Origin of the sequence: Croceibacterium sp. TMG7-5b_MA50, from assembly GCF_039830145.1 — a bacterium.
Classification (GTDB): domain Bacteria; phylum Pseudomonadota; class Alphaproteobacteria; order Sphingomonadales; family Sphingomonadaceae; genus Croceibacterium.
In genome coordinates, this window is record NZ_CP156082.1 from 172,519 (window position 1) to 194,901 (window position 22,383).

Here is a 22,383-nt window from a genome sequence, read left to right on the forward strand (position 1 = left end):
GGCTCCAATCAGATGTGGGGCGGCAGGTTCGCCGAAGGACCCACCAGCGTGATGCGGGAGATTAACGCCTCCATCCCGTTCGACAAGGCATTGTGGCGGCAGGACATTGCCGCCAGCAAGGCGCATGCCGCCATGCTGGGCGCGTGCGGGATCGTCATGGTGGAGGACGCCCTGACGATCGAACGCGGTCTCGACACCATTGCCGGCGAATATGCCGCGAACGGCGTGCCGGAGGACTGGGATCTTGAGGATATCCACATGGTCACCGAAAGCCGGCTGGCCAAACTGATCGGTCCGGCAGCGGGACGCCTGCACACGGCGCGCAGCCGCAACGACCAGGTGGCGACCGATTTCCGCCTGTGGGTCCGCGACGCTCTGGACGAAGTGGATGCCGCGTTAGCCGCGCTGCAAGGTGCGCTGGTCAGCCGCGCGGGCGAACATGCCGGCAGTATCATGCCCGGCTTCACGCATCTGCAGACCGCGCAGCCGGTGACTCTGGGCCATCATCTGATGGCTTATTACGAGATGTTCCGGCGCGACCGCTCCCGTATCGCCGATGCGCGCCGGCGGCTCAACGAGTGTCCGCTGGGCAGCGCCGCGCTGGCGGGAACCGGCTTCCCGATCGACAGGTCGATGACCGCGCAGGCGCTGGGCTTCGACCGGCCGACCGCCAACAGCCTGGACGCGGTATCCGACCGCGACTTCGCGCTCGACTACCTGCAGGCTGCCGCCCAATGCGCGCTGCATCTGTCACGGCTGGCGGAGGAGTTCATCCTGTGGGCCAGCCAGCCCTTCGGCTTCGTCCGCCTGCCCGATGCGCTCAGCACCGGCAGTTCGATCATGCCGCAGAAGAAGAACCCCGATGCGGCGGAGCTGGTACGTGGCCATGCTGGGCGGATCACCGGCTGCCTGGTGGCGCTGACCGTCACCATGAAGGGCCTGCCGCTCGCCTATTCCAAGGACATGCAGGACGACAAGCCGCCCGTGTTCGAGGCGCATGGCCTGCTCGGCCTAAGCCTTGCGGCGATGACAGGCATGGTGGCCGATGCGACGTTCCAGACCGCGCGCATGCGGCAGGCGGCGGAACTGGGCTACGCCACTGCGACCGACCTTGCCGACTGGCTGGTGCGGCAGGCGGATATTCCGTTCCGGCAGGCGCATCACATCACCGGTGCCGCCGTGAAGCTGGCAGAAAGCCGCGGCGTGGCGCTGGATGCCTTGTCGCTGGCGGACCTGCAGGCGATCGATGGTCGCATTACGGACGATGTCTTCGCTGCCCTTTCTGTCGAGGCATCGGTCGCCGCGCGCGCCAGCCATGGCGGCACCGCACCTGCCGAGGTGGCGAAGCGCGTGGCTGATGCGCGCGCCATGCTCGGGCTGGAGGAATGATGCGTCGTCTGCTCGCGATCTCGCCCCTGCTGCTCGCCGCGTGTGCGCAGCAGACCGATCTGCAGCCCGCCGCCGGGAAAAGCCTGCCACCGGCCCCCTACGGCCGGGTCGATCCGCCATCCCCCCGTGAACTGCTCGAACTCGACCCGCAGGCGGCACCGCCTCGGTCGGACGAGCTCCGCAGCCGGTCCGAGGAACGGGCCGACGATCCCTTCGACCTGCCTCCCCCCGATGGAGCCTGACTGACCTTGGACCACTTCCACATTCGTGACGGCGAGATGTTTGCCGAGGACGTGCCGCTGGCGGAGATCGCCGCTGCCGTGGGCACGCCCGTCTATGTATATTCCCGCGCCACGCTGGAGCGGCATGCGCGAGTCTTCCGCGAAGCTGTCGCCCCGGCCGGCCGCGTACACACCGCTTTCGCGGTCAAATCCAATCCCAACCTCGCCGTGCTGCGTGTGATGCAGCGGGAGGGCTTCGGCGCCGACGTAGTGTCCGGTGGTGAGATGCTGCGTGCCATCGCGGCCGGCATCGCGCCCGCCGACATCGTGTTCTCCGGCGTCGGCAAGCAGGACCGCGAACTGGTCGCCGCGCTCGATGCCGGGATCGGTCAGATCAACATTGAGTCGGAGGAGGAGGGCGTCGAGCTGTCCGCCATCGCCGCCGCGCGTGGCCTGCGGGCACCCTGCGCGCTGCGGGTGAACCCCGATATCGACGCCGGCACGCACGAGAAGATCTCCACTGGTAAGCGAGACAACAAGTTCGGCGTACCGATCGACCGGGCGACGGCGATGTATGCCCGCCTCGCCGGCCTGCCCGGCCTCGATATGCGGGGTCTGGCCGTGCATATCGGCAGCCAGCTATCCTCGCTCGACCCACTTGAGGCGGCGTTCGTGAAGCTGGGTGAGCTGATCGCCGAGCTGCGGGCCGGTGGCCACAGTGTAACGCAGGCGGATCTCGGCGGCGGACTGGGCGTCCCTTACAAGGCGGGCGAGGTGTTCCCATCGCCGGCGGAGTACGGCGCGATGGTGACGCGGGTGACGAAGGGGTGGGACGTGGGCCTGACCTTTGAGCCGGGGCGCGTAATCGCCGGCAATGCCGGCGTGCTGCTGACGCGCGTGATCCGGGTGAAGCGCAACGCCAATCGCGACCCATTCGTGATCGTCGATGCGGCCATGAACGACCTCGCGCGCCCGTCGCTCTACGGCGCATGGCACGATTTCGAAGCAGTGCGGCCCAACGGCACGCGGATGACCGCCAACATCGTGGGCCCCATCTGCGAAACCGGCGACACCTTCGCCACCGGGCGGGAGATCGATGCGGTGGCGGCGGGCGACCTTGCCGTGTTCCGTACCGCCGGTGCCTACGGCGCGACCATGGCGTCCAGCTACAACAGTCGCGGCTTCGTGGCGGAGGTGATGGTCGATGGCGACCGCTTTGCCACCGTGGCAGACCGGATCGCGCCGGAAACCATCAGCGCCGCGGAACGCGTGCCGGACTGGTTGCAATAGATGCGCTCCCTGCCGCTGTTCCACCGCATCGCCGGCCATCCGGTGATAGTGCTGGGGGACGGCGATGGGGCAGAACCCAAGCGGCGCCTGGTGGAGCGCGCCGGCGGGCAGGTGATCGCCGACATGGCGGCGGGCATCGCCGCCGGTGCCCGCCTGGCCTTTGTGGGACATGACGATGCCGCCCGGTGCGAGGCGGATGCTGAGCAGCTGCGCGCCGCCGGCCTGCTGGTGAATGTGGTCGACCGGCCGGAACTGTGCGATTTCACCACACCCAGCCTGCTCGACCGTGATCCCGTACTCATCGCCATCGGCAGCGACGGTACCTCCGCCGGGCTGGTGAAGCAGTTGCGCCTGCGGCTGGAGAGCTTGTTGCCAGCCGATTTGGGGCGGCTGGCCTTGGCATTGCACGCCGCGCGTGCCGCGCTGCGCGGCCGCTGGCCAGGCGCCGCAGAGCGGCGTCGGGCGATTGACGCGGCGCTGGCCGCGGGTGGGATCCTTGACCCGTTGCAGGACGCCGCTGCCGATCGCGTGCCTATCTGGCTCGGCGATGATGAAGCCGACGGGGCGGCAGCTACGTTGCTGGAACTGACCGTCCGGTCCGACGATCCGGATGAACTGACCATTCGGCAGGCGCGACTATTGGGCACGGCTGACGTGCTTCTGGTGCCTGCCGACTTCCCGCCCGCCATTCTTGCGCGCGCCAGGGCCGACGCCGTGCGGATGGACGACAGTCCAGACGTCGTCGCATCATCGGGCAGGCTGGTACTTCGACTTAGGCGCGCCTGATCATTCACTTGCGAGTGACACCGGTTACAGTCTTTTAACTTCAGTTAGTACCGCTTTTGCCAGCATCTGTGCGGCAGGGGCCGGCGCAGTGCCGCGACCCCGACACCACTCGGAGACGCACAATGCAGCTGCCCAAGATCGACCTGTCCGTTCTGCCCGACCTCGACACCCTGACCGGGATGTTCGGTTCGCTGGTGCAGAGCGCGCCCGGCCACGACGATTCGGTCGTGATCCTGGCCACCTACCTCTACGACGCGCTCTGAGGCGCTGAGGCCACAGGCAGGGTAGGGCTTCCATGCGGATAGATCCGGCCATCGCAGCACTCCGGTCCGACCGGTCGCTGCAGCAGCAGGCACAGGCGGCGATGGGCGCCACCTGTGCCGCCTGGCGCGCCGATCACGCCGTCGCCCCGGCGATCGAGGATCTCGATCGCTACGGCGCCGGCGCCCCGCTGGAAGCCTGCCCGGCGCTGGAGGCGCTGTTTACCGGCGAACAAGGCGCTGCGGACGCCTTCGCCGATGCGCTGCTGCGGCATCACCTGCCCGCATTGGCCGAACGGCCCTTCGCGCACCCGGCATTCCGCCACAGTCACGCAGGGGCGCTTTCCACCCTGCTGCTGGGCCGCGCGGGCCGCGCCTGCCTGACGATCCATGCCCGCGATCCCGGCCGGTTCGACTACGATCTGGCCGGATACAGCGATGCAGTGCGGTACGAGACCGTGCTTGCCGGAGAGGCGGAGGCGCGCATCGTGCGCTGCCACCGTGAACCTGACGGCAAGCCGCATCTGTTTATCGAAAACCTTCGGCTTACGTCCGGTGCCGCCGTGGCGCTGGACCTGAACAGCGAGACGCTGCAGGTCCTGGCCACCCCGATCCGTACCGTCACTCTGCGGCTGCAGCGGGAGGCGGCTGATCCGGCTCCCGCACGCGAACATGCCTTGGCCGACGGCCGGCTGCTGCGCCAGGCGAGCGGTTCGATCCGCTCCAGCCGGCAGGAGATGATGGTCGCGCTGCTTGGCCGGATGAAGCGTGGCGAGGCTGCACCCGTACTTGCCGAGATGGCGTGCGAACCTGCCGATCCTTCTCTGCGCTGGCAGGCGCTGCGCGAAAGCCTGGCGCTTGATACCGCCACCGGGTTCACCGCGCTGGTGCAGCTGTCGCGCCGTGCTGGTGACCCGCTTGCCCCTGCCGCCGGCGCCCTGCGCGCTCAGCTGGTAGAGGCGCATCCTCAATTGCTGGACCTGGAGGGCGCATGCCCCGCGTAATCGACCGGGCCGAATTGGCCACCCCGACCGCCGCCCCTTGCGCGTTGGACGAATGCATCGACGGCATGGAGGCGCAAGGCTTCGATCCCCAGGACGAAGGCAGCCTGCTGGGCGCCGCGCACTGGTTGGCGCGGCTTGGCGGCAATGGGGACTTCCTGGCGGAGGTGATGCTGGCCGAACTCGGCCGCCGGCACCGGAGCGAGGAGGCGCACCACACTTACGGCCCGCAGGTCATCATGCTGTCGCCGCTGGGTCGGCCGTTCTTCCTGCGTGCGGCGATCTGGCCTTCGGCGGACGAGCATATGTTTCGCGCCAGTGGCGGCGGCGCCTTCGTGTACGAACTGCCGCACGATCACAATTTCGACTTCCTGACCTACGGCTATTTCGGCCCGGGCTATGCGTCTGATTATTACGAGTACGACTACGAGGAGGTTGCGGGTGCGATCGGCGAGAAGGCTGGCCTCCGCTTTACGGAGCGGGCGCAGCTGACGCCGGGCAAGATCATGCACTATCGCGCGCACCGCGACGTACATTCGCAGCTGCCGCCGGCGGGCCTGTCCGTCTCGCTCAACATCATGCATGCGGGCGGCGCCCAAGGCTGGACGGACCAGTACCGCTTCAAGGTCGACGATGACGAGATCGACGGCATCCTCAGCCCCGGTAGCAGCGAGGTGTTCCTGCGCATCGCGGTCGGGCTGGGCGGCGGCGAAGCACTGGATCTGGCCGAACGCTTTGCCGCGCGGCATCCGAGCGACCGGATGCGGTTGACCGCATTGGAGGCACAGGCCGGCATGCTCGACCACATCGCGGCGGACGATCTTTGGCGTCGGGCGGAAGGTTCCGGCAGCAGGTTGGTCGCGCTGGAAGCCGTACGCCACCGCCGTGAACTGGCCGTCCGGCAGGCGTTGCCAGCGGTCTGAAAGCGCAGCCGGTGAAACAAATGTAAAAGGCGGAGCCCTTCCGCACCCGCTCCATTGACCAGGCGACCGCCGCGCGACCCGCGGGGTGGATGCATCAGGTTAGGAGCCACTCATGTACTACTTCGACAAGCGGCTGCAATATCCGGTCAAGGTGGACAAGCCCGATCCGCAATTCGCCCGCATGCTGCAGCAAGCGATCGGCGGCGTGGAGGGCGAGATCCGCGTCTGCATGCAGTATTTCTTCCAGGCGTGGGGCAATCGCGCACCGAGCACCAAATATCGCGATATGCTGCTGAACACCGCTACGGAGGAGATCGGCCATATCGAGATGCTGGCCACCGCGGTCGCGCTGAACCTCGAGAAGGCGCCGGTTTCCGAGCAGGAGGATGGCGTCAAGGACTCCATCGTCGGCACGGTGATGGGCGGCGGCAATGCCCGGCACACGATCGAAGGGATGTTGCACAAGCATATCCTGTCGACCGGTCTGGCGGCGCAGCCGGTCGATTCCGACGGTATCCCGTTCGACATGAGCCACATCTACGCCAGCGGCAACGTGGCAGCGGACATGTATTGCAACGTGGCGGCGGAAAGCACCGGCCGTGTGCTGGCTACACGGCTGTACAATGCCACGGCAGATCAGGGCATGAAGGACATGCTCCATTTCATGATTGCGCGCGACACGATGCACCAGCAGCAATGGCTGGCGGTGATCGAGGAACTGGGTGGACCTGAAGGCGTGCTGCCGATCCCCAATTCCTTCCCGCAGGAGCAGGAAGACCAGGCCAACAATTACAACTTCTATGGCCACGCTGCTGATGGCACGCCGCCGCCTGAAGGCCGCTGGACCAGCGGCCCGTCGCTGGATGGCAAGGGCACCTTCACGATGGTGCAGAGCGTGCCGCTGGGGCAGGAGCCGGTGCTTGGTCCAGCACGGCCGGACAGTGCAGCGCAGAAGGAACAGATGGGTTGATGTAACTTGCGGGCGGGGCCATCGGTCCCGCCCGCATCCCATGTAACTCAGGTCACATCGCGCTACAAAATAGCGAATTGCTCGCATTAGCGCTTGTATTCCGAAGCCCCCTCTTTCAAGGCCCTGTTACTGCGAGGCGTTTGCATACGCTTGCAGAGCTACGGGGTTACAAGGGGTCAGTATCATGCGTTTTCATGCCCGCACGCTGGTGTCCGCCAGCGCGATCTGCCTTGTCGCAGCTACGCCGGTCCTGGCGCAGGATGCCGCAGGCGGCGAGACGGCAGAAAACGACGAGATCGACGTCGCCGACAGCCAAGGCAGCGGCGATCCGCAGGACATTGTCGTCAGCGCTCAGGTGCAGGGGTTGCAGGCGCTGGGCGCCACCACCCTGACGGCGGAGGACATCGCCAAGCAGCCGCCGGTCAACGACCTGTCGGACCTGCTGCGCCGCCAGCCGGGCCTGAACCTGACGGGCGCGGGCAGTGCCGGAACCTACGGCAACAACCGGCAGATCGACATTCGCGGCATGGGTCCGGAAAACACCCTGATCCTGATCGATGGCAAGCCGGCGCAATCGCGCAATTCCGTCCGCATGGGCCGGGACGGCGAACGCAACACGCGCGGCGATACCAACTGGGTCCCGGCCGAGCAGATCGAGCGGGTGGAAATCCTGCGCGGTCCGGCCGCGGCCCGCTATGGCGCGGGTGCCGCGGGCGGCGTCATCAACATCATCACCAAGGGGCCTGCGACCGAGTTCGGCGGAACCGCCTCCACCTACATCCTGAAGCCCGAGAGCGATCTGGAAAGCATGACCTATCGCGGCAGTGCTTCCATCGACGGACCGATCACGGCCGGGCTGGGCTTCCGCGTCTACGGCAACTGGAGCAAGACGACGGGCGATGATCCGGCAATCAATGGCGATGCGTCGAACACGCCCGATGGCGTGACGCCGCCCGGCGGCCGCGAAGGCGTGGAGAACCGCGACATCAACGGCCTGTTGCGTTGGCAGCCTGCCGCCGGTCAGCGGCTGGACCTGACCGCGTCATACAGCCGGCAGGGTAACGAGTTCCAGGGCGAGTACCGGCTGCCCAGCGGCTCCACCAGCCCGATCGTGCAGAGCCTGATTGGGGAGGAGACCAACATCATGCGCCGGGTGACTGCCGGGGGCAGTTATAATGGCCGCTTTGCTTTTGGCACGTTCGAGGCGCTGGTCCAGTTCGAGGAGACGCAGAACCGCCGCCTGAACGAAGGGCTGGCCGGCGGCGGAGAGGGCACGATCAACACGGCCAGCCAGTTCTCCACCGCCACGCTGCGCAACTGGTACGCGCAAACATCGCTGAACCTGCCGTTCCAGACCGGGCCTGCCGATCATGTGCTGACGATCGGCGGCGAGTTCCGGCACGAATACCTGAACGACAGCTTCGCCGTGTCGCAGGGCACCACCGCGCCGATCCCCGGACTGGAGCCGGGCGCTGGTGGTGTGCGGAATCCGGAAGCTGACGCGACCACGCTGGCCTCCTTCGTGGAGGACAACATCACCTTCGGCATAGTGACGCTGACGCCCGGCATCCGGGTCGACAATCACAGCACGTTCGGCACCAATTGGTCGCCCAGCTTTTCCGCCAGCGTGGAGCCGTTTCCCGATTTCATGATCAAGGGCGGCATCGCGCGGGCCTTCGCCGCGCCCAACCTCTACCAGTCGAACCCGAACTACCTCTACTACACCGCAGGCTTCGGCTGCCCGTTCGCGTTCCCGAACCTGGGTGGCGGCTGCTACATTCAGGGCAACGACGAACTGGATGCGGAAACCAGCGTCAACAAGGAGATCGGCGTCGCCTACACGCCGGGCGGATGGAACATCACGGCGACCTACTTCCGCAACGATTACAAGAACAAGATCATCTCCAACAATGTGCCGATCGGCACCGCCCCGTTGAGCGATGGGCGCCGGGCCCAGATTTTCCAGTGGTACAATTCGGGCGACGCGATCGTTGAAGGGTTAGAGGGGAACCTGCTGATCCCGCTGCTGCCCACGCTGTCGCTGAACACCAACGTCACCTACATGATCCAGAACGAAAGCAAGGACACCGGCCGGCTGCTTTCCGTCGTGCCGGATTACACGATCAACACCACGCTGGACTGGCAGATTACCGACCAGTTCACCTTCGTTGGAACCTTCACCCGCTATGGCGAGCAGCAGCCGAACGGCGTACTCTACAGCGGCGGGGCGCCCACGGCGGAGCAGTTGCGCCCGCGCGAGCCATATAACCTCGTCAACCTGAACCTGCTGTTCCGCGCCAACGATTATTTCCGGATCAGCGCCGGCGTGAACAACCTGTTCGACGAGGCGCTCTTCCGTGAGAGCAGCAATAACGGGTCGGGCGCGAACAATTACAACGAGCCGGGCCGGGCGTTCTTCCTGACCACCAACTTCACGTTCTGACGCTTGGTCGCGAAGTCACACAGACTGCCTGTGTGACTTCGCAATGCCGTTCAGCGCACCGCCTCGCCCGGTGCATAGGCCCGGATGGCGAGGGCATGGACGCGGGTGCCGGGAATGTCGCCCAGCGCCCGGTTGACCATGCGCTGTCGCTCCAGCCGGCTGGTGCCGGCAAACGCCTCCGCCTCGATCACCAGCGTAAAGTGTGATTCCCCGCTGCCATCGTCGCCTGCATGGCCGTGGTGGCTGGCACTGTCGTTGATGACTTCCAGCCGGGCGGGCGCGAAGGCCGCGGTGAGGCGCTGTTCCATCTCGGTGGCGAGGGGACCGGGCATGTTTGTATCTTCCTTGGCGGTTTTCAATCCGGGCCGCCGTTACCATCTGTTGGCAGATGCGGCAGCAGCGATTTCACGGACGGCATGAGGGCAGGGGTCAGCGGTGCGAGGCACCAGGGTGTGACGAGCCGGGCGAGTTCCGCGCGCCCGGCAACCGGGGCAGCAGTTTCGATGGACCGGGGCACTGGCGCTGGTTCTGCCTGACCCATGTGCGCGAGTTCAACGCCGGATACGACTGGTTCGAGGGCATGAGCGCGGAGGAGATCCTGCAGGCGCAGTCGCCGATCGCCGGCTGGGCGCGGGAGACACGCGCCTTCCGCGCCGATGGCGGCACCGCAATGCCGAAATGGGCCGATTTCGACGATCCGCTCGAAGCGATCGGCGCGCGGGCGGCCGACATCCGGCGCAAGGCGGCCGGTCGCCATGTCACGCAGACCCGCTTCACCCCGCGCGAACGGGAGGCGCTGGGGGTGATGGGGCTGGACGGCCAGACGGACCGGGCAGGGCTGCGGCGGCGCTATTCCGATCTGGTGCGCCGTTACCATCCGGACCGCAATGGCGGCGACCGCGCGCACGAGGCCAAGCTGCAGCGGGTGGTCGAGGCGTACAACCTCCTGAGAGGCGCCGCCGCCTTCGCTTGATCGGCCATGTGGCGGTGCTATCCAGCGAGGGTGAAACCGCATCGCCTGCTCCGCACGAGCTTCGCCCTGGCCGCCCTTTGCGGGACGGTCCTGACCCCCATCAGCCTTCAGGCGCAGCAGGCGGTCGAGCCTGCACCGCTGAGCGAACTGGTCGCGGCGGTGGACATCCCGTATGAGACGTTCACACTGCCCAACGGATTGACGACGATCGTTCACACGGACCGAAAGGCACCGGTCGTAGGCGTCACCGTCTATTACCGCGTCGGCAGCAAGCACGAGCCACGCGGACGCACCGGCTTTGCCCACCTGTTCGAGCATCTGATGTTCACCGGCAGCGAGAACGTGCCGAACTTCGACATTCCGCTCGAGGCGGCGGGATCGACCGCGACCAACGGGTCGACCGACACGGATCGCACGAACTACGTGGAAACGGTCCCGACCGGCGCGCTGGACCTGGCGCTGTTCATGGAAAGCGACCGCATGGGCTACCTGCTGGGCGCGATCGACCAGGACAAGCTCGATAAGCAGCGCGGCGTGGTGCAGAACGAGAAGCGGCAGGGCGATAACCAGCCTTATGGCCTGCTCCGCTACAAGCTGAGCGATGGCCTGCTGCCGGTCGGGCATCCTTATCGCCATTCGGTGATCGGTTCGATGGCGGACCTCGATGCCGCCAGCCTCGCCGATGTGCGCAAGTGGTTCACCGACAATTACGGGCCCAACAACGTCGTCCTGGCGCTGACCGGCGACATCGACGCCGCCGCTGCGCGGCCGATGGTGGAACGCTGGTTCGGCTCCATCCCGCGCGGGCCTGACGTGGCGGAGGTCGCGGCGGAGCCGCTGACGCTGCAGGCGCCGGTGCGGGAGACCATGACCGACCAGGTGCCCAGCACGCTGATCATGCGCGCGTGGACCGGGCCTGCGCTGACGGAGGCGGACGCGGTGCCGCTGGCCGCCGGCATGGCGGTGCTGGGCGGTCTTGCCAGCAGCCGGCTCGACAATGTGCTGGTACGCGACGAGCAACTGGCCGTCAGCGTGTCCGCCAGCAGCGGCCAGGACGAGCAGCTGAGCTGGCTGGTGGCGCAGATGGAGGTGCGGCCGGGCGTGGAGGCGGCCGAGGCCGAGGCACGCTTCGATGCGGTGATCGCCGATCTCGTCGCCAATGGTCCCACGGCGGAGGAATTGCAGCGGGCCGCGACGCAGATCGTGTCGGGGCAGATCGGTGCGCTGGAACAGGTCGGTGGATTCGGCGGCAAGGGCTCCACGTTGGCCGAAGGGCAACTCTATGCCGGCGATCCGGCGCACTACAAGGCGGAGCTCGCCCGGCTCGCCAGCCTGACCCCGGCGGAGGTGCAGGCCGCCTTGCAACGCTGGCTGGGTCGCCCGTCCTATACGCTGGCGATCGTGCCGGGCGAACGGACGGAGGATGGCGCGCTGCTGGGCGGCTGGGGTGATGAGGGCACCGTACCTGCCCCCGCGCCCGCGCCGGAGGAGGCCGCGCCGCCGATCACCCCGACCCCGCGCGCCGCGCCCGAAGTGGCGCCCGTGGGCGAGTTGGATTTCCCGGAAGTGGAACGGGCCACCCTGTCCAACGGCATGGAAGTTGCGCTGGCGCGGCGGACCAGCGTGCCCAAGGTCAGCCTGGCCATGACGTTCGACGCCGGCACCGCGGCCGACGGGGCGGCCGCAGCGGGCACGCAATCGCTGATGATGGAGATGCTGGAGGAAGGCACCACCACGCGCAGCGCCGGCGACATCGCGGAGGAGCAGGAACTGCTGGGCGCGACGATCAGCACGGCGACCGGCATCGACACCTCCAGCGTCAGCATGAGCGCGCTGAGCGCCAATCTCGCGCCGTCGCTGGCGCTGATGGCCGATATTGTGCGCAATCCGGCCTTTGCGGCGGCGGAGGTGGCACGGGTCAAGAACCAGCGCCTCGCCGCCATCCAACAGGAACAGGCGAGCCCAGCGGGTCTTGCGCGCCGAGCGCTGGGGCCGCTGATCTTTGGTGACGGGCATCCCTATGGCGGCGTCGGTGCCAGCGGCAAGACGGCCGTGGTGGAGGCGTTGACGCCAGAGGCGCTCGCGGACGAGCACGATGAATGGCTGCGGCCGGACAATGCCGCGATCACCGTGGTGGGCGATGTCGCCATGGCCGAACTGGTGCCGGCGCTGGAACAGGCGTTCGGCGACTGGCAGGCACCGGCAGGGGCCAAGCCGGTCAAGGACCTGACCGCCGCTGTCCCGGCGGGCGGGGCCCGGCTGGTGGTGATCGACCGGCCCAACAGCCCGCAAAGCGTTCTCTTGCTCGGCCGGGTGCTGCCGCTGACGGGCAGGGACCAGGGCAAGGAATCGCTGGAGCTCGCCAATGAGGTGATCGGCGGCGGCTTCCTGAGCCGGCTGAACATGGACCTGCGGGAGGACAAGGGCTGGACCTACGGCATCGGCAGCTCCGTCGCGCAGCCTGTCGGCCCGCGCAGCTTCGTCGTATCCACACCGGTGCAGACCGATCGTACGGGCGATGCGATCCGCCTGATCCTGGACGATATCGGCGCCTTCGCCGGTGGGCAGGGCGTCACGCCGGAGGAATTGCAGCGCGTGACGGAGGGGAATGTGCGCGGCCTGCCCAACCGCTTTCAGACCAACGGGCAGGTCCTGGGCGCGCTGCTCGCCAACCGGGCGCTCGGCCGTCCGGACGATTATCAGGAGCGGCTGGCCACCATCTACCGCAACCTTGATGCGGGCGCGATCGACGCGGCGGCTGCGGAGTACCTGCAGCCGGGTGCGCTGGCGATCGTGGTGGTCGGTGATCGCAAGGCGATCGATGCGCAATTGTCGGGCATCGACCTCCCGGTCGAGTATCTCGACGCAGCAAATCTTTAGGTCGGACCCGGCGGGCATCGGCAGACGTTCTTAGCTGCCGATGCCCGACCAACCCTTCTATGGCCTGAGCTCCTACCACACCACGCTGATGGCGCTGGGGATGGGTATCATCCTCGCCTACTGGCTGCCGCGCTTCGTCACCGGGCGGGAGCCGGCGGCCTCTGCGCTGCTGATCGGCATCGGCGCCATCGCCTTCCACCTCATCCCCGACCTGCCCGGCGCGCTCGACCCCCGGGAGCAGAGCCGGTTCTGGGAGGTGCTGAGCGAAATCGCCGTCATCGTGGCGCTGTTCGGCACGGGCCTCCGCATCGACAATCTGCATTCGCTGACGCGCTGGACGCCAACCATCCGGCTGCTCGCGCTGGCGATGCCGCTGACGATCGGCGCCGTGGCGTTGCTCGGCTGGGCGTGGGGCGGGATGACGGCGGCGGGCGCGATCCTGTTGGGGGCGGTGCTGGCGCCGACCGATCCCGTTCTCGCCGGCGATGTGCAGGTCGGCCCGCCGACCGAAGGTGGCGAGCATCCGGTCCGCTTCGCCCTGACGACCGAGGCGGGCCTGAATGACGGGCTGTCCTTCCCCTTCGTCTACCTGGCGCTGTTTGTCGGCATGGCGGCATTCTCCTTCCCAGACCTGCTGGTGGAGTGGTTTCTGCTGGACGTCCTTTACCGCATTGCCATCGGTACGCTGGCGGGCGCGGCGATCGGCTGGGTGCTGGGGCGGGTGTTGTTCGTCATACCTCGCGGCAACGTGCTGGCGGATACAGGGTCCGGCCTCCTGGCCCTTGCCGGGGTGCTGCTGTGCTACGGCACGACCGAGCTGATCGAAGGGTACGGCTTCATCAGCTGCTTTGTCGCCGGGCTGGTGCTGCGGCGGGTGGAGGAAAAGCACACCTTCCATACGAAGCTGCACAGCTTCAACGAGGCGATCGAGCTTTCCTTGACCGCCATCCTGCTGGTCTTGGTCGGCGGCGTGCTGCCGTTGTTGTGGGAAGACCTGACCTGGACGCTGATGGGCATCGCGCTGGCGCTACTGCTGGTAATCCGTCCGCTGGCCGGCTGGTTGTCACTCGCCAGGACGGAGTTGCGACCGCGCGAACGTGCGGTGGTCGCGTTCTACGGCGTGCGCGGGATCGGCTCGGTGTATTACCTCGGCTTCGCCACTCATCATATGGAGTTGGTGAACGAGGGCGAATTGTGGGCGACGATCGCCTTCACCATCCTGCTTTCGACCATCATCCACGGCCTGACCGCCGGCATCGCGGTGGACCGGGTCGCCAAGCCCCGCCCGGACGGCGATGGACATGGCAACGCGGTGGTGGACGATCAGTAGGCGCCGGGCAGTTCGCGTTCCGCCGTGCTGCGCGGCACGGCCGGGGTCAGCAGGCGGCGGGTGGCAGGCGTGCCCGTGCGGGTCGTGCTGGCCGTGGCATTCGCACTGGCGGAGATGGGGGTGCAGCTGCCGCCATCCAGCCAGCGCAGCGCGGTGGCGATCATCCCCTCAGCCGGATCGCCGAGCTGGCGGGTGAGGTCGTCTGTCGCGGCGCAGGTGACCGGCACCGTGGTCGCGAGACCCCGGTAATAGTCGCCCTGACCTGCCGAGTTCACCGTGCGCAAGGCGACCACGCGCAGCCGGTCGTCGCAGGAAGGCTGGTCGATGGCGATCTGCCCGACCGGCTTGCCGTAGGTGTTGCTGCCGACCAGTGCCATGTTCCGGCCGAGATACGGGGTGAAGGCGTTGATCACCAGTTCGCTGGCCGACGCGGTGCTCTCCGTTCCGATGAAGGCGATGCGGGTGGGCGCAATCGCCTGCGCTGGCGGCTGGAAGTTGAACCGTTCGTTCTGCGCTGCCTTGGACGGCCGATAGGTGATCTCGCCGAACAGCTGCCCGCCGCGGTCCGCCGCCAGCAGGTTACCCAACGCCTGCGCCGTGCGGATCAGTCCGCCGCCATTGTAACGCAGATCGATGATGACCCGGCTGATCCCTTCCGCCCGGAATCGGGCAAAGGCAGCCGCCAAGTCCGGTTCGGCCGTATCGATGAAGGTGCGCAAGTTGATATAACCCGTGCGTGCGGCGCCGGTCCCCAGCACCTGCGCGCCGTAGCGATCCGATACGGGGTCGAGCGTGAAGTCCGCCTTGGCCAGCGTCACCGTCCGTGTCGCGCCCGCAGTGTCGCGGTAGGTCAGCGTGCGGCTGACGCCGGGGTCGGACGGGCCGAGCGCGGAGTAGACGGCGTTGGCGCCGCCGCTGGCGAACAGGGTGCTGACGCTTTGCCCGTTGATCGCGGTGATCTCCGCCCCGCGGTCGATGCCGGCGGCGAGGGCCGGCGTGTTCTCAAACGTCTCGCTGACGATCACGCGGCGATTGGCTTCGTCATAGACCAGGCGGAAGCCGAACCCGGCGCTGGAGCCGGAGGAGTAATAGGCGTTCTCCTCCGCGATGGAGGTGAGGTAGGTGAAATACCGGTCGCGGCCCAGCGCGCGTGCGGGGGCGACCAGCGCGTCGATGTAGTCGTCCACATTGCCGTAGGCGGTGGGCTGCACGCCGGCCGCGAGGTTTTCCGGAAACAGATACCATTCGTCGAGCGCGGTCTTGGCCCAGGCCTGGCGGCTGGCGAGGGCGCAGGTGCTGGCGACCGGTGCCGGAGTGGGTGAGGGCGTGGGCGCCGGGGCGCCGCCGCCGCCGGTGATCAATCCGCCGCCGCTGCCACCGCCATCACCGCCGCCGCAAGCCGACAGCAGCGCCGCCAGTGCGCACAGCCCGGTTCCAAACACCCTGCGTCGCATGTCGTCCCTCGATCCCCGATCTCATCGATTCTAGACAGGTACGTTTCCGGTCACAAGGAAGATGACGAGGGATCAACGGTTTGCGCCTGCCCTTGCCAAGGCGGGCGGGAGCGGGCAGGAGTCGCCCCCAAGTTGTGACGGGAGTTGTGCCACCGATGCTCGAACATGTGCCAGCCTGGCTCGGCCGTCTGCTCGGCGATGTACGCGCCGGCCACGGCAAGCTGGCGGTGGCCAGGCTGGGTGACGAAGGACTGGTCGGGACGGCCGGCTTCGCCCTCTCCTCCGCCGCCTTCGCCGATGGCGAGCCGCTGGATCCCAGCTTCACCGCGGACGAGGAAGACGCCGTCGCCCCGCCGCTGCATTGGACCCAGCCGCCCGCCGGCACGCAGGATCTGGTGCTGGTGGTGGAGGATCCCGACGCACCCGCGCCGCAGCCGTTCTGCCACTGGCTGGTCTGGGGCCTGCAGCCCGGCGCCGGCCAATTGCTGGAGGGCGAGACGCCGCCGCGGGTAGGCAAGAACGCCTATGGCAATTCCGAATGGTTGCTGCCCGACCCGCCGACCGGGCATGGTCCGCATGATTACGTGTTCCAGCTGTTCGCGCTGGACCTGCCGCTGACGCTGATGCCGGGCGCGAGCCGGGACGAATTGCTGGCGGCGATGGAAGGTCATGTGCTGGGCGTCGCGGTGCTGACCGGCACCTATGTCCGCAGCGAAGGCGACGATGACGACGCCTGGGACGAGGATGACGAGGGCTGATCCCGAACCGTTTTAGCGGGAACGGACAGCCACCGGCGTAGATTGAAGCCACCAAGGAAGGACAGGGAACACACAATGGCTGCCAAGAACAATGCGCTGAACAAGCCGGTGAACGTGTCGGACGACCTGGAGAAGGTCGTGGGCAAGGGCCCGATGACGCGCGCCGAAGTGACCAGCAAGGTGTGGGACTACATCAAGTCCAACAGCCTGCAGGACGAGAAGGACAAGCGTCAGATCAACCCGGACGACAAGCTGGGTGCGGTGATCGGCAAGGACCAGATCTCCATGTTCAAGATGACCGCCGCGGTGTCCAAGCACCTCAGCTAAGCGCTATCGGCGGCGCCACGGCCAGTCCGTGACGCCGCCGGTCCACAGGCCGGCCCAGATCAGCACGGGCTGCGCCAGCATCCGCGGGCTGTGATAGGCAGGGCCAAGCCCGCCATCAGCCCGGGCGAAATCCAGCAGCATGTGCTGCACGTTCGCCGGCCACACGCACAGCGCGTAAGCCGCCAACCCCCATCCACCGGCCCGCCGCAGACCTGCCGACCATGGCTGCGCCAGCGCCGCCGCGCCGGCCAGTTCGGCCCAGCCGGTCGCCTGCACCACCAGTTCGGGCGCGGGAACCCAGCGCGGCATGATCGACAGGAATGGCGCCGGCCGGGCGAGATGGAACACGCCCGCCGTGCCATAGAACAGCGCCAGCGCGGCGCCGGTGATGCGGCGCGCGATCAAGCGGGCGCCTTCAGCCGGCGGATGCGGGCAGCCGCACCTCGCCTTCCGCCTCGCCTTCCCAGTAATGGATGCGCTTCGCTTGCACCTCGATCAGCACCAGGCCGGGCGTGTCGGCGCCTTCGCTGAACCAGCGCTCCAAGTCCGGATTCCAGTGCTCCAGGAAAGCGGCCTTGTCGCGGATCAGCTTCGCCTCTCCCTCGACATGCACGAACAGGCCGGGCGCGCCGACCAGTCCCTTCAGCCCCGCCTTTCCCTGGTAGGTCAGACCGACCGACGGATCGCGGCTGATGTCGTCCACGCTGCGCGCATTGTCGAGCGTGAAGAACCAGCTGGTTCCTTCGTAGGCGACCTGCCGGTTGTTGCTCATCGGCCGGCCACCGAGCGAGCCGTCCGCGGCGCGGCTGACCAGCATGCAGAAGTCGATGTCCTTCATGGCGTCGGAAATGTCGTGCAGGCTCTTGGTCACGGTTGCGCTCCTGATAGCATGTGGCTGGTCAACCGGTCGGATCGGAACCCGGTTCCGGCACAGGCGAAGGAGCGAGGCACATGACGATCCGCACCGGCATCGGCGGCTGGGTCTATCCCGCGTGGCGCGGCGGCGCCTTCTACCCGCCCGACCTGCCGCAAAAGGGGGAACTGCATTTCGCCGCCCGCGCGACCGGCGCGATCGAGATCAACGCGACTTTCCACCGCCTGCAGAAGCCGGACAGCTTCCGCAAATGGCGAGACGAGGTGCCCGACGGTTTCGTCTTCACGGTGAAGGGCAGCCGCTACGTCACCAACCGCAAGGTCCTGGCGGAGGCCGGTGAGGCGGTCGGCACCTTCCTGGCGCAGGGGGTCACCGAACTGGGCGACCGGCTGGGCCCGATCTGCTGGCAGATGGCGACCACCAAAAGGTTCGAGGCAGAGGATCTGGCGGCGTTCCTGCGATTGCTGCCGGCGGAACATGCCGGCGTGCGGCTGCGCCATGCGATCGAAGTGGGGCACGAAAGCTTCGCCTGTGCCGAGTTCGTCGAACTGGCGCGTGCGGCGGGCGTGGCGGTGGTGTGGTCCGAACATCCCGATCGCGTGCGGATCGGCGACCGGACGGCGGATTTCACCTATCTGCGCTGCCAGGACATGCAGGCGGACGAGCCGACCGGCTATCCGCCGGACGAGATCGAGAGGCTGGCGGTCATGTGCCGGGCATGGGGCGAAGGACGTATGCCGCCGGGCTTGCCAATCGTGGGCAGCTCGGCCGATAAGCCGCCGCCGGGGGGTGACGTGTTCGCCTTTCTCATCAATGGCGCGAAGGAACGCGCGCCCGCCGCGGCGATGGCCCTGGCGGAGCGATTGAAAGGGACGACATGAGATCTGCCACATTGGCCTGCGCAAGTGCGCTGGCGCTGAGCCTGGCTGCCGCTGCCAACGCGCAGGATGCGGCGCAGCAGGATATCAGGCGCCCGGGCGGGCTGACGCTGGACATGCTGGCCCCGCCGGCGCCCGATCCGAAGGAGGTCGCCGACGCCGCCCTGAACGCCGCGCCGGTGTGGGACGGGCACAACGACGTGCCATGGCAGTTGCGCGGGCGGTACAACAACGTCCTGCTGAACTTCGATTTCGGCAACACGCGGGCGCAGGGTACAGGACCGCTGGAAACCGCCATGCACACCGATCTGCCGCGCCTGCGTGCCGGCAAGGTGGGCGCGCAGTTCTGGTCCGTCTATGTCAGCGCCGCCCTGCCGGAGCCGGAGGCGGTGGTCGCCACGATGGAGCAGATCGACGTCACCAAGCGGCTGATCGCCCGCTACCCCCGCGAATTGCAGCTGGCACTGACCAGCGGTGATGTGGCCGATGCGATGGCGGCGGGCAGGATCGCCAGCCTGCTGGGGATGGAAGGCGGCCATTCCATCGGCAGCAGCCTGGCGGTCATCCGGCAGATGTATGCGCTGGGCGCCCGTTACCTGACGCTGACCCATTCCAGCAACACGCCCTGGGCCGACAGCGCGACCGACGATCCGGAGCATGACGGTCTGACTGAATTCGGCACCATCGTGGTGCGCGAGATGCAGCGGATCGGCATGCTGGTCGATCTCAGCCATGTGAGCGAGGCGACGATGCTGGACGCGCTCGACACCATTCGCGAGACGCGCGGTGCCCCGGTGATCTTCAGCCATTCGGGCGCGCGCGCCGTGGCCGCGCATCTGCGCAACGTGCCCGACAGCGTGCTGACCCGCCTGCCGGAAAATGGCGGGATCGTGATGGTGGTCGCGCTGCCGAGCTTCATCAGCAACAATGTGCGTGAATGGAATGCCCGGCAGACGGCGGAGATCGAGCGGCTGGAGGCGCTGTATCCCGATGCCCCCGACCAGGTCGATGCGGAGCTTGCCACCTGGCTGACCGCCAACCCGGCGGCGACGGCGACCATCGCCGACATGGCCGACCATATCGACCACATCCGCAACGTGGCAGGCATCGATCACATCGGCATCGGCGGCGATTATGACGGCATGCCGAGCGGGCCGGTCGGGATGGAGGATGTCGCCGGGTATCCCGCCTTGTTCACCGAACTGGCGCGGCGCGGATACTCGCAGGAAGACCTCCAGAAGATCAGCAGTCGCAACATGATGCGGGTCATGCAGGCGGCGGAAGCCTATGCCGCGGACCATGCCGACGACTTGCCGCTGGAAACCCCGGTGAGCGAGGAGGCGGCGTAAGGCCGGTCAGTCCAGCAATCGCAAGGTGAGCGGGTCGCGCTCGCCGCCATGGAAGGCGGCGAGCGCGCTGATAAAGGGTTCAGGATCGTCCGCCACTTCGGCGAACAGGGTCATGGAACTGCGGAACTTCAGCGCATCGATCTCGCCCAGGATCGCGGCCGCGGTGCGCCGCCCGGACCAGGCGAGCATGGTATCGGTGATCTCCAGCAAACGCGGGCCGAGCACCGGGTGGGCGAGGTAGTCGATCGCCTCCGCCCGGCAGGCGATGCCGTAGAACTGCGCGGTGGGGCTGCGACCCAATCCGGCAAGCTGGGGAAAGGTGAACCACATCCAGTGGCTGCGTTTGTCGCCGGCGCGCACCTCCGCCAAGGCTTGCTGGTAGGTTCCGTCCTGCGCGGTGACGAAGCGCTGCAGGCCGGTGTCAGCCATTGCCTTTCAGCGGGTCATGGCCCCAGTTCATCAGCGAATAGCGCCAATTGGTTTCGCTGACCTCGCCATCCGGCCGCTGCGCCAGGTGGCGATGAACATAGCCGACGACCTTGCGCATGTGGGCATAATCATCGTCGGTCAGGTCCGCCTTCTTCTTGTGGCGCAGTTCGACGATGCGCCGGCCGGACTTGTGCCCGGTGCTTTCCCCATCGCCGTGCGTGTCGCCGACCGATTTCGCCTCGTCCGTGTCCAGCCAGCGTTCCAGCTCGGCCGGCGCCATGTTCACCGCGTCAGCGAACTCGGCATAGGTGTCCTGCTGTTCGTCCTTGTCCATCACGCCTTGCTCAGTTCGGAGCCGAGCTTCAGCACCTTGTCGCCATCATCCTGCTCGATCAGGTAGGCGGGATCATCCTTGCTGCCGTTGCGCACGACCTTGCTGCCCTTGATCGTCCGCTGCACGCGGCGGTCGAACCGGTCGGCGACCTTGCCCGTCGCCTTGTCGCCGCTCCATTGCCAGCTGACCTTGCTGCCCTTGGCGAAGCTGTTGCTCATCGCCTCAGTTCTCCGTCCGCGTGGGGGCGGCGCTGTCGGGCGCGAAGGTGTCGGCGTCCTCGTCGATGCCGACCACGCCGTCCACATCCTCCCGCTCCGCGGCGGCGGCCTGTTCCTCGGCAATCCGTTCCGATGCGTTGGGGGCCATCTCGTCATGGCTGGCGGAGCCGAACAGGTAGACCGCGCCCAACAGGATCACACCCAGCAGCGTGCCGAAGATCAGCACGCGGCGCACGGTGCCGCTGGTGCTGCCCGCGCGAGCCTCTATCGTTTCCAGATGCGCGCCGCCGCTGCCGTCGCCCGGTTGACCCACCATTGCACCGCCTCCTTGCCGATTGCCGCCGTTCTGCAACGGCTAGCAAGCTACGGCTCAGGCCGGGGGATGGTTCCTGCCAGGCGGGGCGGGGGTCAGTCGCGCAGCAGCTCGTTGATGCCGGTCTTGGCGCGGGTCTGCGCGTCCACCGTCTTCACGATCACCGCGCAATAGAGCGACGGACCGGGCGTGCCGTCGGGCAGCGGCTTGCCGGGCAGGCTGCCGGGCACCACGACGGAATAGGGCGGCACGGTGCCGCGGTGGACTTCGCCCGTGGCGCGATCGACGATCTTGGTCGAGGCGCCCAGATAGACGCCCATGGACAGCACGGCCCCTTCGCCGACGCGCACGCCTTCCGCGACCTCGGAACGCGCGCCGATGAAGGCGCCGTCGCCGATGATGACGGGTTCGGCCTGCAGCGGCTCCAGCACGCCGCCGATGCCCGCGCCGCCGGAGATGTGGACGTTGCGCCCGATCTGCGCGCACGATCCGACCGTCGCCCAGGTGTCGACCATCGTGCCATCGCCGACATAGGCGCCGATGTTCACGAAGGACGGCATCAGGACCACGCCCTTGCCGATGAAGCTGCCCCGGCGGGCGACCGCGCCCGGCACCACGCGGAAGCCGGCTTGCGCGAAGCGGGCGTCGGTCCAGCCGGCGAACTTGCTGGGTACCTTGTCATAGGCGGGGGCGCCGCCGGCGCCGGCGGGGATGCCGACATTGTCGTTGAGGCGGAACGACAGCAGCACCGCCTGCTTCAGCCACTGGTTGACGCGCCAGCCGCCATTGCCGTCCGGTTCCGCCACGCGCTGTTCCCCGCTGTCGAGCAGCGCGAGGGCGAGTTCCACGTCGGCGCGCACATCCAGGCGGGCGGGGGTGACGTTGGCACGTTCGTCCCAGGCGGCGGCGATGGCGGTGGCGAGATCGGCGGACATGGCAGGCTCCCTTTGGCTGGGGCGCGGCTAACCGCTCCCCGCCGGCGG

General features: G+C 67.6%; 25 protein-coding genes. 16 read left to right on the forward strand and 9 right to left on the reverse strand.

Translation table 11 applies throughout. The features are described from left to right. Positions 1-12 precede the first annotated feature (12 nt). The 9 genes from argH (at position 13) to V5740_RS00955 (ending at position 9,283) form a co-directional block, all read left to right on the forward strand. A complete protein-coding gene (argH, locus tag V5740_RS00915; RefSeq protein WP_347304413.1) occupies positions 13-1,389 on the forward strand; it encodes an argininosuccinate lyase in 1,377 nt (458 codons plus the stop codon). Continuing rightward, on the forward strand, positions 1,386-1,631 hold the full coding sequence (locus V5740_RS00920; RefSeq protein WP_347303215.1) for a hypothetical protein: 246 nt from the start codon (positions 1,386-1,388) through the stop codon (positions 1,629-1,631). The genes argH and V5740_RS00920 overlap by 4 nt, the downstream gene beginning before the upstream one ends. Positions 1,632-1,637: 6 nt before the next feature. Next, positions 1,638-2,900, forward strand: coding sequence for a diaminopimelate decarboxylase (gene lysA, locus V5740_RS00925; RefSeq protein WP_347303216.1), 1,263 nt, complete (start codon positions 1,638-1,640; stop codon positions 2,898-2,900). After that, positions 2,901-3,686, forward strand: coding sequence for an NAD(P)-dependent oxidoreductase (locus V5740_RS00930; RefSeq protein WP_347303217.1), 786 nt, complete (start codon positions 2,901-2,903; stop codon positions 3,684-3,686). A gap of 122 nt (positions 3,687-3,808) precedes the next feature. After that, positions 3,809-3,949, forward strand: a complete 141-nt coding sequence (locus tag V5740_RS00935) for a hypothetical protein (RefSeq protein WP_347303218.1) — start codon at positions 3,809-3,811, stop codon at positions 3,947-3,949. A gap of 32 nt (positions 3,950-3,981) precedes the next feature. Continuing rightward, positions 3,982-4,950: a hypothetical protein gene (locus V5740_RS00940; RefSeq protein ID WP_347303219.1), complete on the forward strand. Its 969-nt coding sequence runs from the start codon at positions 3,982-3,984 to the stop codon at positions 4,948-4,950. After that, a complete protein-coding gene (locus tag V5740_RS00945) occupies positions 4,938-5,870 on the forward strand; it encodes a transposase (protein ID WP_347303220.1) in 933 nt (310 codons plus the stop codon). Before V5740_RS00940 ends, V5740_RS00945 begins: the two co-directional genes overlap by 13 nt. Before the next feature lie 112 nt (positions 5,871-5,982). Beyond that, positions 5,983-6,840, forward strand: coding sequence for a manganese catalase family protein (locus V5740_RS00950; protein ID WP_347303221.1), 858 nt, complete (start codon positions 5,983-5,985; stop codon positions 6,838-6,840). Between the two features lie 184 nt (positions 6,841-7,024). Continuing rightward, positions 7,025-9,283: a FepA family TonB-dependent siderophore receptor gene (locus V5740_RS00955; protein WP_347303222.1), complete on the forward strand. Its 2,259-nt coding sequence runs from the start codon at positions 7,025-7,027 to the stop codon at positions 9,281-9,283. Between the two features lie 50 nt (positions 9,284-9,333). Here the strand turns inward: V5740_RS00955 and V5740_RS00960 are convergent, their stop codons facing one another. After that, positions 9,334-9,615, reverse strand: coding sequence for a BolA family protein (locus V5740_RS00960; protein WP_347303223.1), 282 nt, complete (start codon positions 9,613-9,615; stop codon positions 9,334-9,336). 56 nt (positions 9,616-9,671) lie between these two features. On the opposite strand from V5740_RS00960, the gene V5740_RS00965 reads away from it, so the two are divergent. The 3 genes from V5740_RS00965 to V5740_RS00975 are packed head-to-tail and all read left to right on the forward strand — an operon-like array spanning position 9,672 to position 14,466. Next, positions 9,672-10,256, forward strand: coding sequence for a J domain-containing protein (locus tag V5740_RS00965; protein WP_347303224.1), 585 nt, complete (start codon positions 9,672-9,674; stop codon positions 10,254-10,256). A 30-nt stretch (positions 10,257-10,286) separates the two neighbouring features. Next, positions 10,287-13,136 (forward strand): pitrilysin family protein, encoded by a 2,850-nt coding sequence (locus V5740_RS00970; protein ID WP_347303225.1) that lies wholly within the window; start codon positions 10,287-10,289, stop codon positions 13,134-13,136. A 40-nt stretch (positions 13,137-13,176) separates the two neighbouring features. Then, positions 13,177-14,466, forward strand: a complete 1,290-nt coding sequence (locus tag V5740_RS00975) for a cation:proton antiporter (RefSeq protein ID WP_347303226.1) — start codon at positions 13,177-13,179, stop codon at positions 14,464-14,466. Here V5740_RS00975 and V5740_RS00980 read toward each other — a convergent pair. Then, positions 14,460-15,920, reverse strand: a complete 1,461-nt coding sequence (locus V5740_RS00980; RefSeq protein WP_347303227.1) for a S41 family peptidase — start codon at positions 15,918-15,920, stop codon at positions 14,460-14,462. The genes V5740_RS00975 and V5740_RS00980 overlap by 7 nt on opposite strands. A 155-nt stretch (positions 15,921-16,075) precedes the next feature. On the opposite strand from V5740_RS00980, the gene V5740_RS00985 reads away from it, so the two are divergent. Continuing rightward, positions 16,076-16,678, forward strand: coding sequence for a YbhB/YbcL family Raf kinase inhibitor-like protein (locus tag V5740_RS00985; protein WP_347303228.1), 603 nt, complete (start codon positions 16,076-16,078; stop codon positions 16,676-16,678). 75 nt (positions 16,679-16,753) lie between these two features. Beyond that, positions 16,754-17,005 (forward strand): SWIB/MDM2 domain-containing protein, encoded by a 252-nt coding sequence (locus tag V5740_RS00990; RefSeq protein WP_347303229.1) that lies wholly within the window; start codon positions 16,754-16,756, stop codon positions 17,003-17,005. A 3-nt stretch (positions 17,006-17,008) separates the two neighbouring features. Here the strand turns inward: V5740_RS00990 and V5740_RS00995 are convergent, their stop codons facing one another. Both V5740_RS00995 and V5740_RS01000 read right to left on the reverse strand, forming a co-directional pair. Continuing rightward, positions 17,009-17,410 (reverse strand): DoxX family protein, encoded by a 402-nt coding sequence (locus V5740_RS00995; protein WP_347303230.1) that lies wholly within the window; start codon positions 17,408-17,410, stop codon positions 17,009-17,011. 10 nt (positions 17,411-17,420) lie between these two features. Beyond that, on the reverse strand, positions 17,421-17,876 hold the full coding sequence (locus tag V5740_RS01000; RefSeq protein WP_347303231.1) for a pyridoxamine 5'-phosphate oxidase family protein: 456 nt from the start codon (positions 17,874-17,876) through the stop codon (positions 17,421-17,423). A gap of 80 nt (positions 17,877-17,956) precedes the next feature. Here V5740_RS01000 and V5740_RS01005 point away from each other — a divergent pair, with 80 nt between their 5' ends. Both V5740_RS01005 and V5740_RS01010 read left to right on the forward strand, forming a co-directional pair. After that, complete coding sequence (locus tag V5740_RS01005; RefSeq protein WP_347303232.1) at positions 17,957-18,760, forward strand: DUF72 domain-containing protein; 804 nt, start codon at positions 17,957-17,959, stop codon at positions 18,758-18,760. Next, the gene (locus V5740_RS01010) at positions 18,757-20,106 is read left to right on the forward strand and encodes a dipeptidase (protein ID WP_347303233.1); all 1,350 of its coding nucleotides are present in this window, start codon (positions 18,757-18,759) and stop codon (positions 20,104-20,106) included. Before V5740_RS01005 ends, V5740_RS01010 begins: the two co-directional genes overlap by 4 nt. A 6-nt stretch (positions 20,107-20,112) precedes the next feature. On the opposite strand, the gene V5740_RS01015 is transcribed toward V5740_RS01010, so the two are convergent. From V5740_RS01015 to dapD, 5 genes are all read right to left on the reverse strand, one after another. Continuing rightward, a complete protein-coding gene (locus V5740_RS01015; RefSeq protein WP_347303234.1) occupies positions 20,113-20,535 on the reverse strand; it encodes a DUF1810 domain-containing protein in 423 nt (140 codons plus the stop codon). Continuing rightward, on the reverse strand, positions 20,528-20,869 hold the full coding sequence (locus V5740_RS01020; RefSeq protein WP_347303235.1) for a DUF3140 domain-containing protein: 342 nt from the start codon (positions 20,867-20,869) through the stop codon (positions 20,528-20,530). The genes V5740_RS01015 and V5740_RS01020 overlap by 8 nt, the downstream gene beginning before the upstream one ends. Continuing rightward, positions 20,869-21,087, reverse strand: a complete 219-nt coding sequence (locus V5740_RS01025) for a DUF2945 domain-containing protein (RefSeq protein WP_347303236.1) — start codon at positions 21,085-21,087, stop codon at positions 20,869-20,871. Before V5740_RS01025 ends, V5740_RS01020 begins: the two co-directional genes overlap by 1 nt. Before the next feature lie 4 nt (positions 21,088-21,091). Next, positions 21,092-21,403: a hypothetical protein gene (locus tag V5740_RS01030; RefSeq protein WP_347303237.1), complete on the reverse strand. Its 312-nt coding sequence runs from the start codon at positions 21,401-21,403 to the stop codon at positions 21,092-21,094. Between the two features lie 92 nt (positions 21,404-21,495). Then, the gene (dapD, locus tag V5740_RS01035) at positions 21,496-22,335 is read right to left on the reverse strand and encodes a 2,3,4,5-tetrahydropyridine-2,6-dicarboxylate N-succinyltransferase (protein ID WP_347303238.1); all 840 of its coding nucleotides are present in this window, start codon (positions 22,333-22,335) and stop codon (positions 21,496-21,498) included. Positions 22,336-22,383 lie beyond the last annotated feature (48 nt).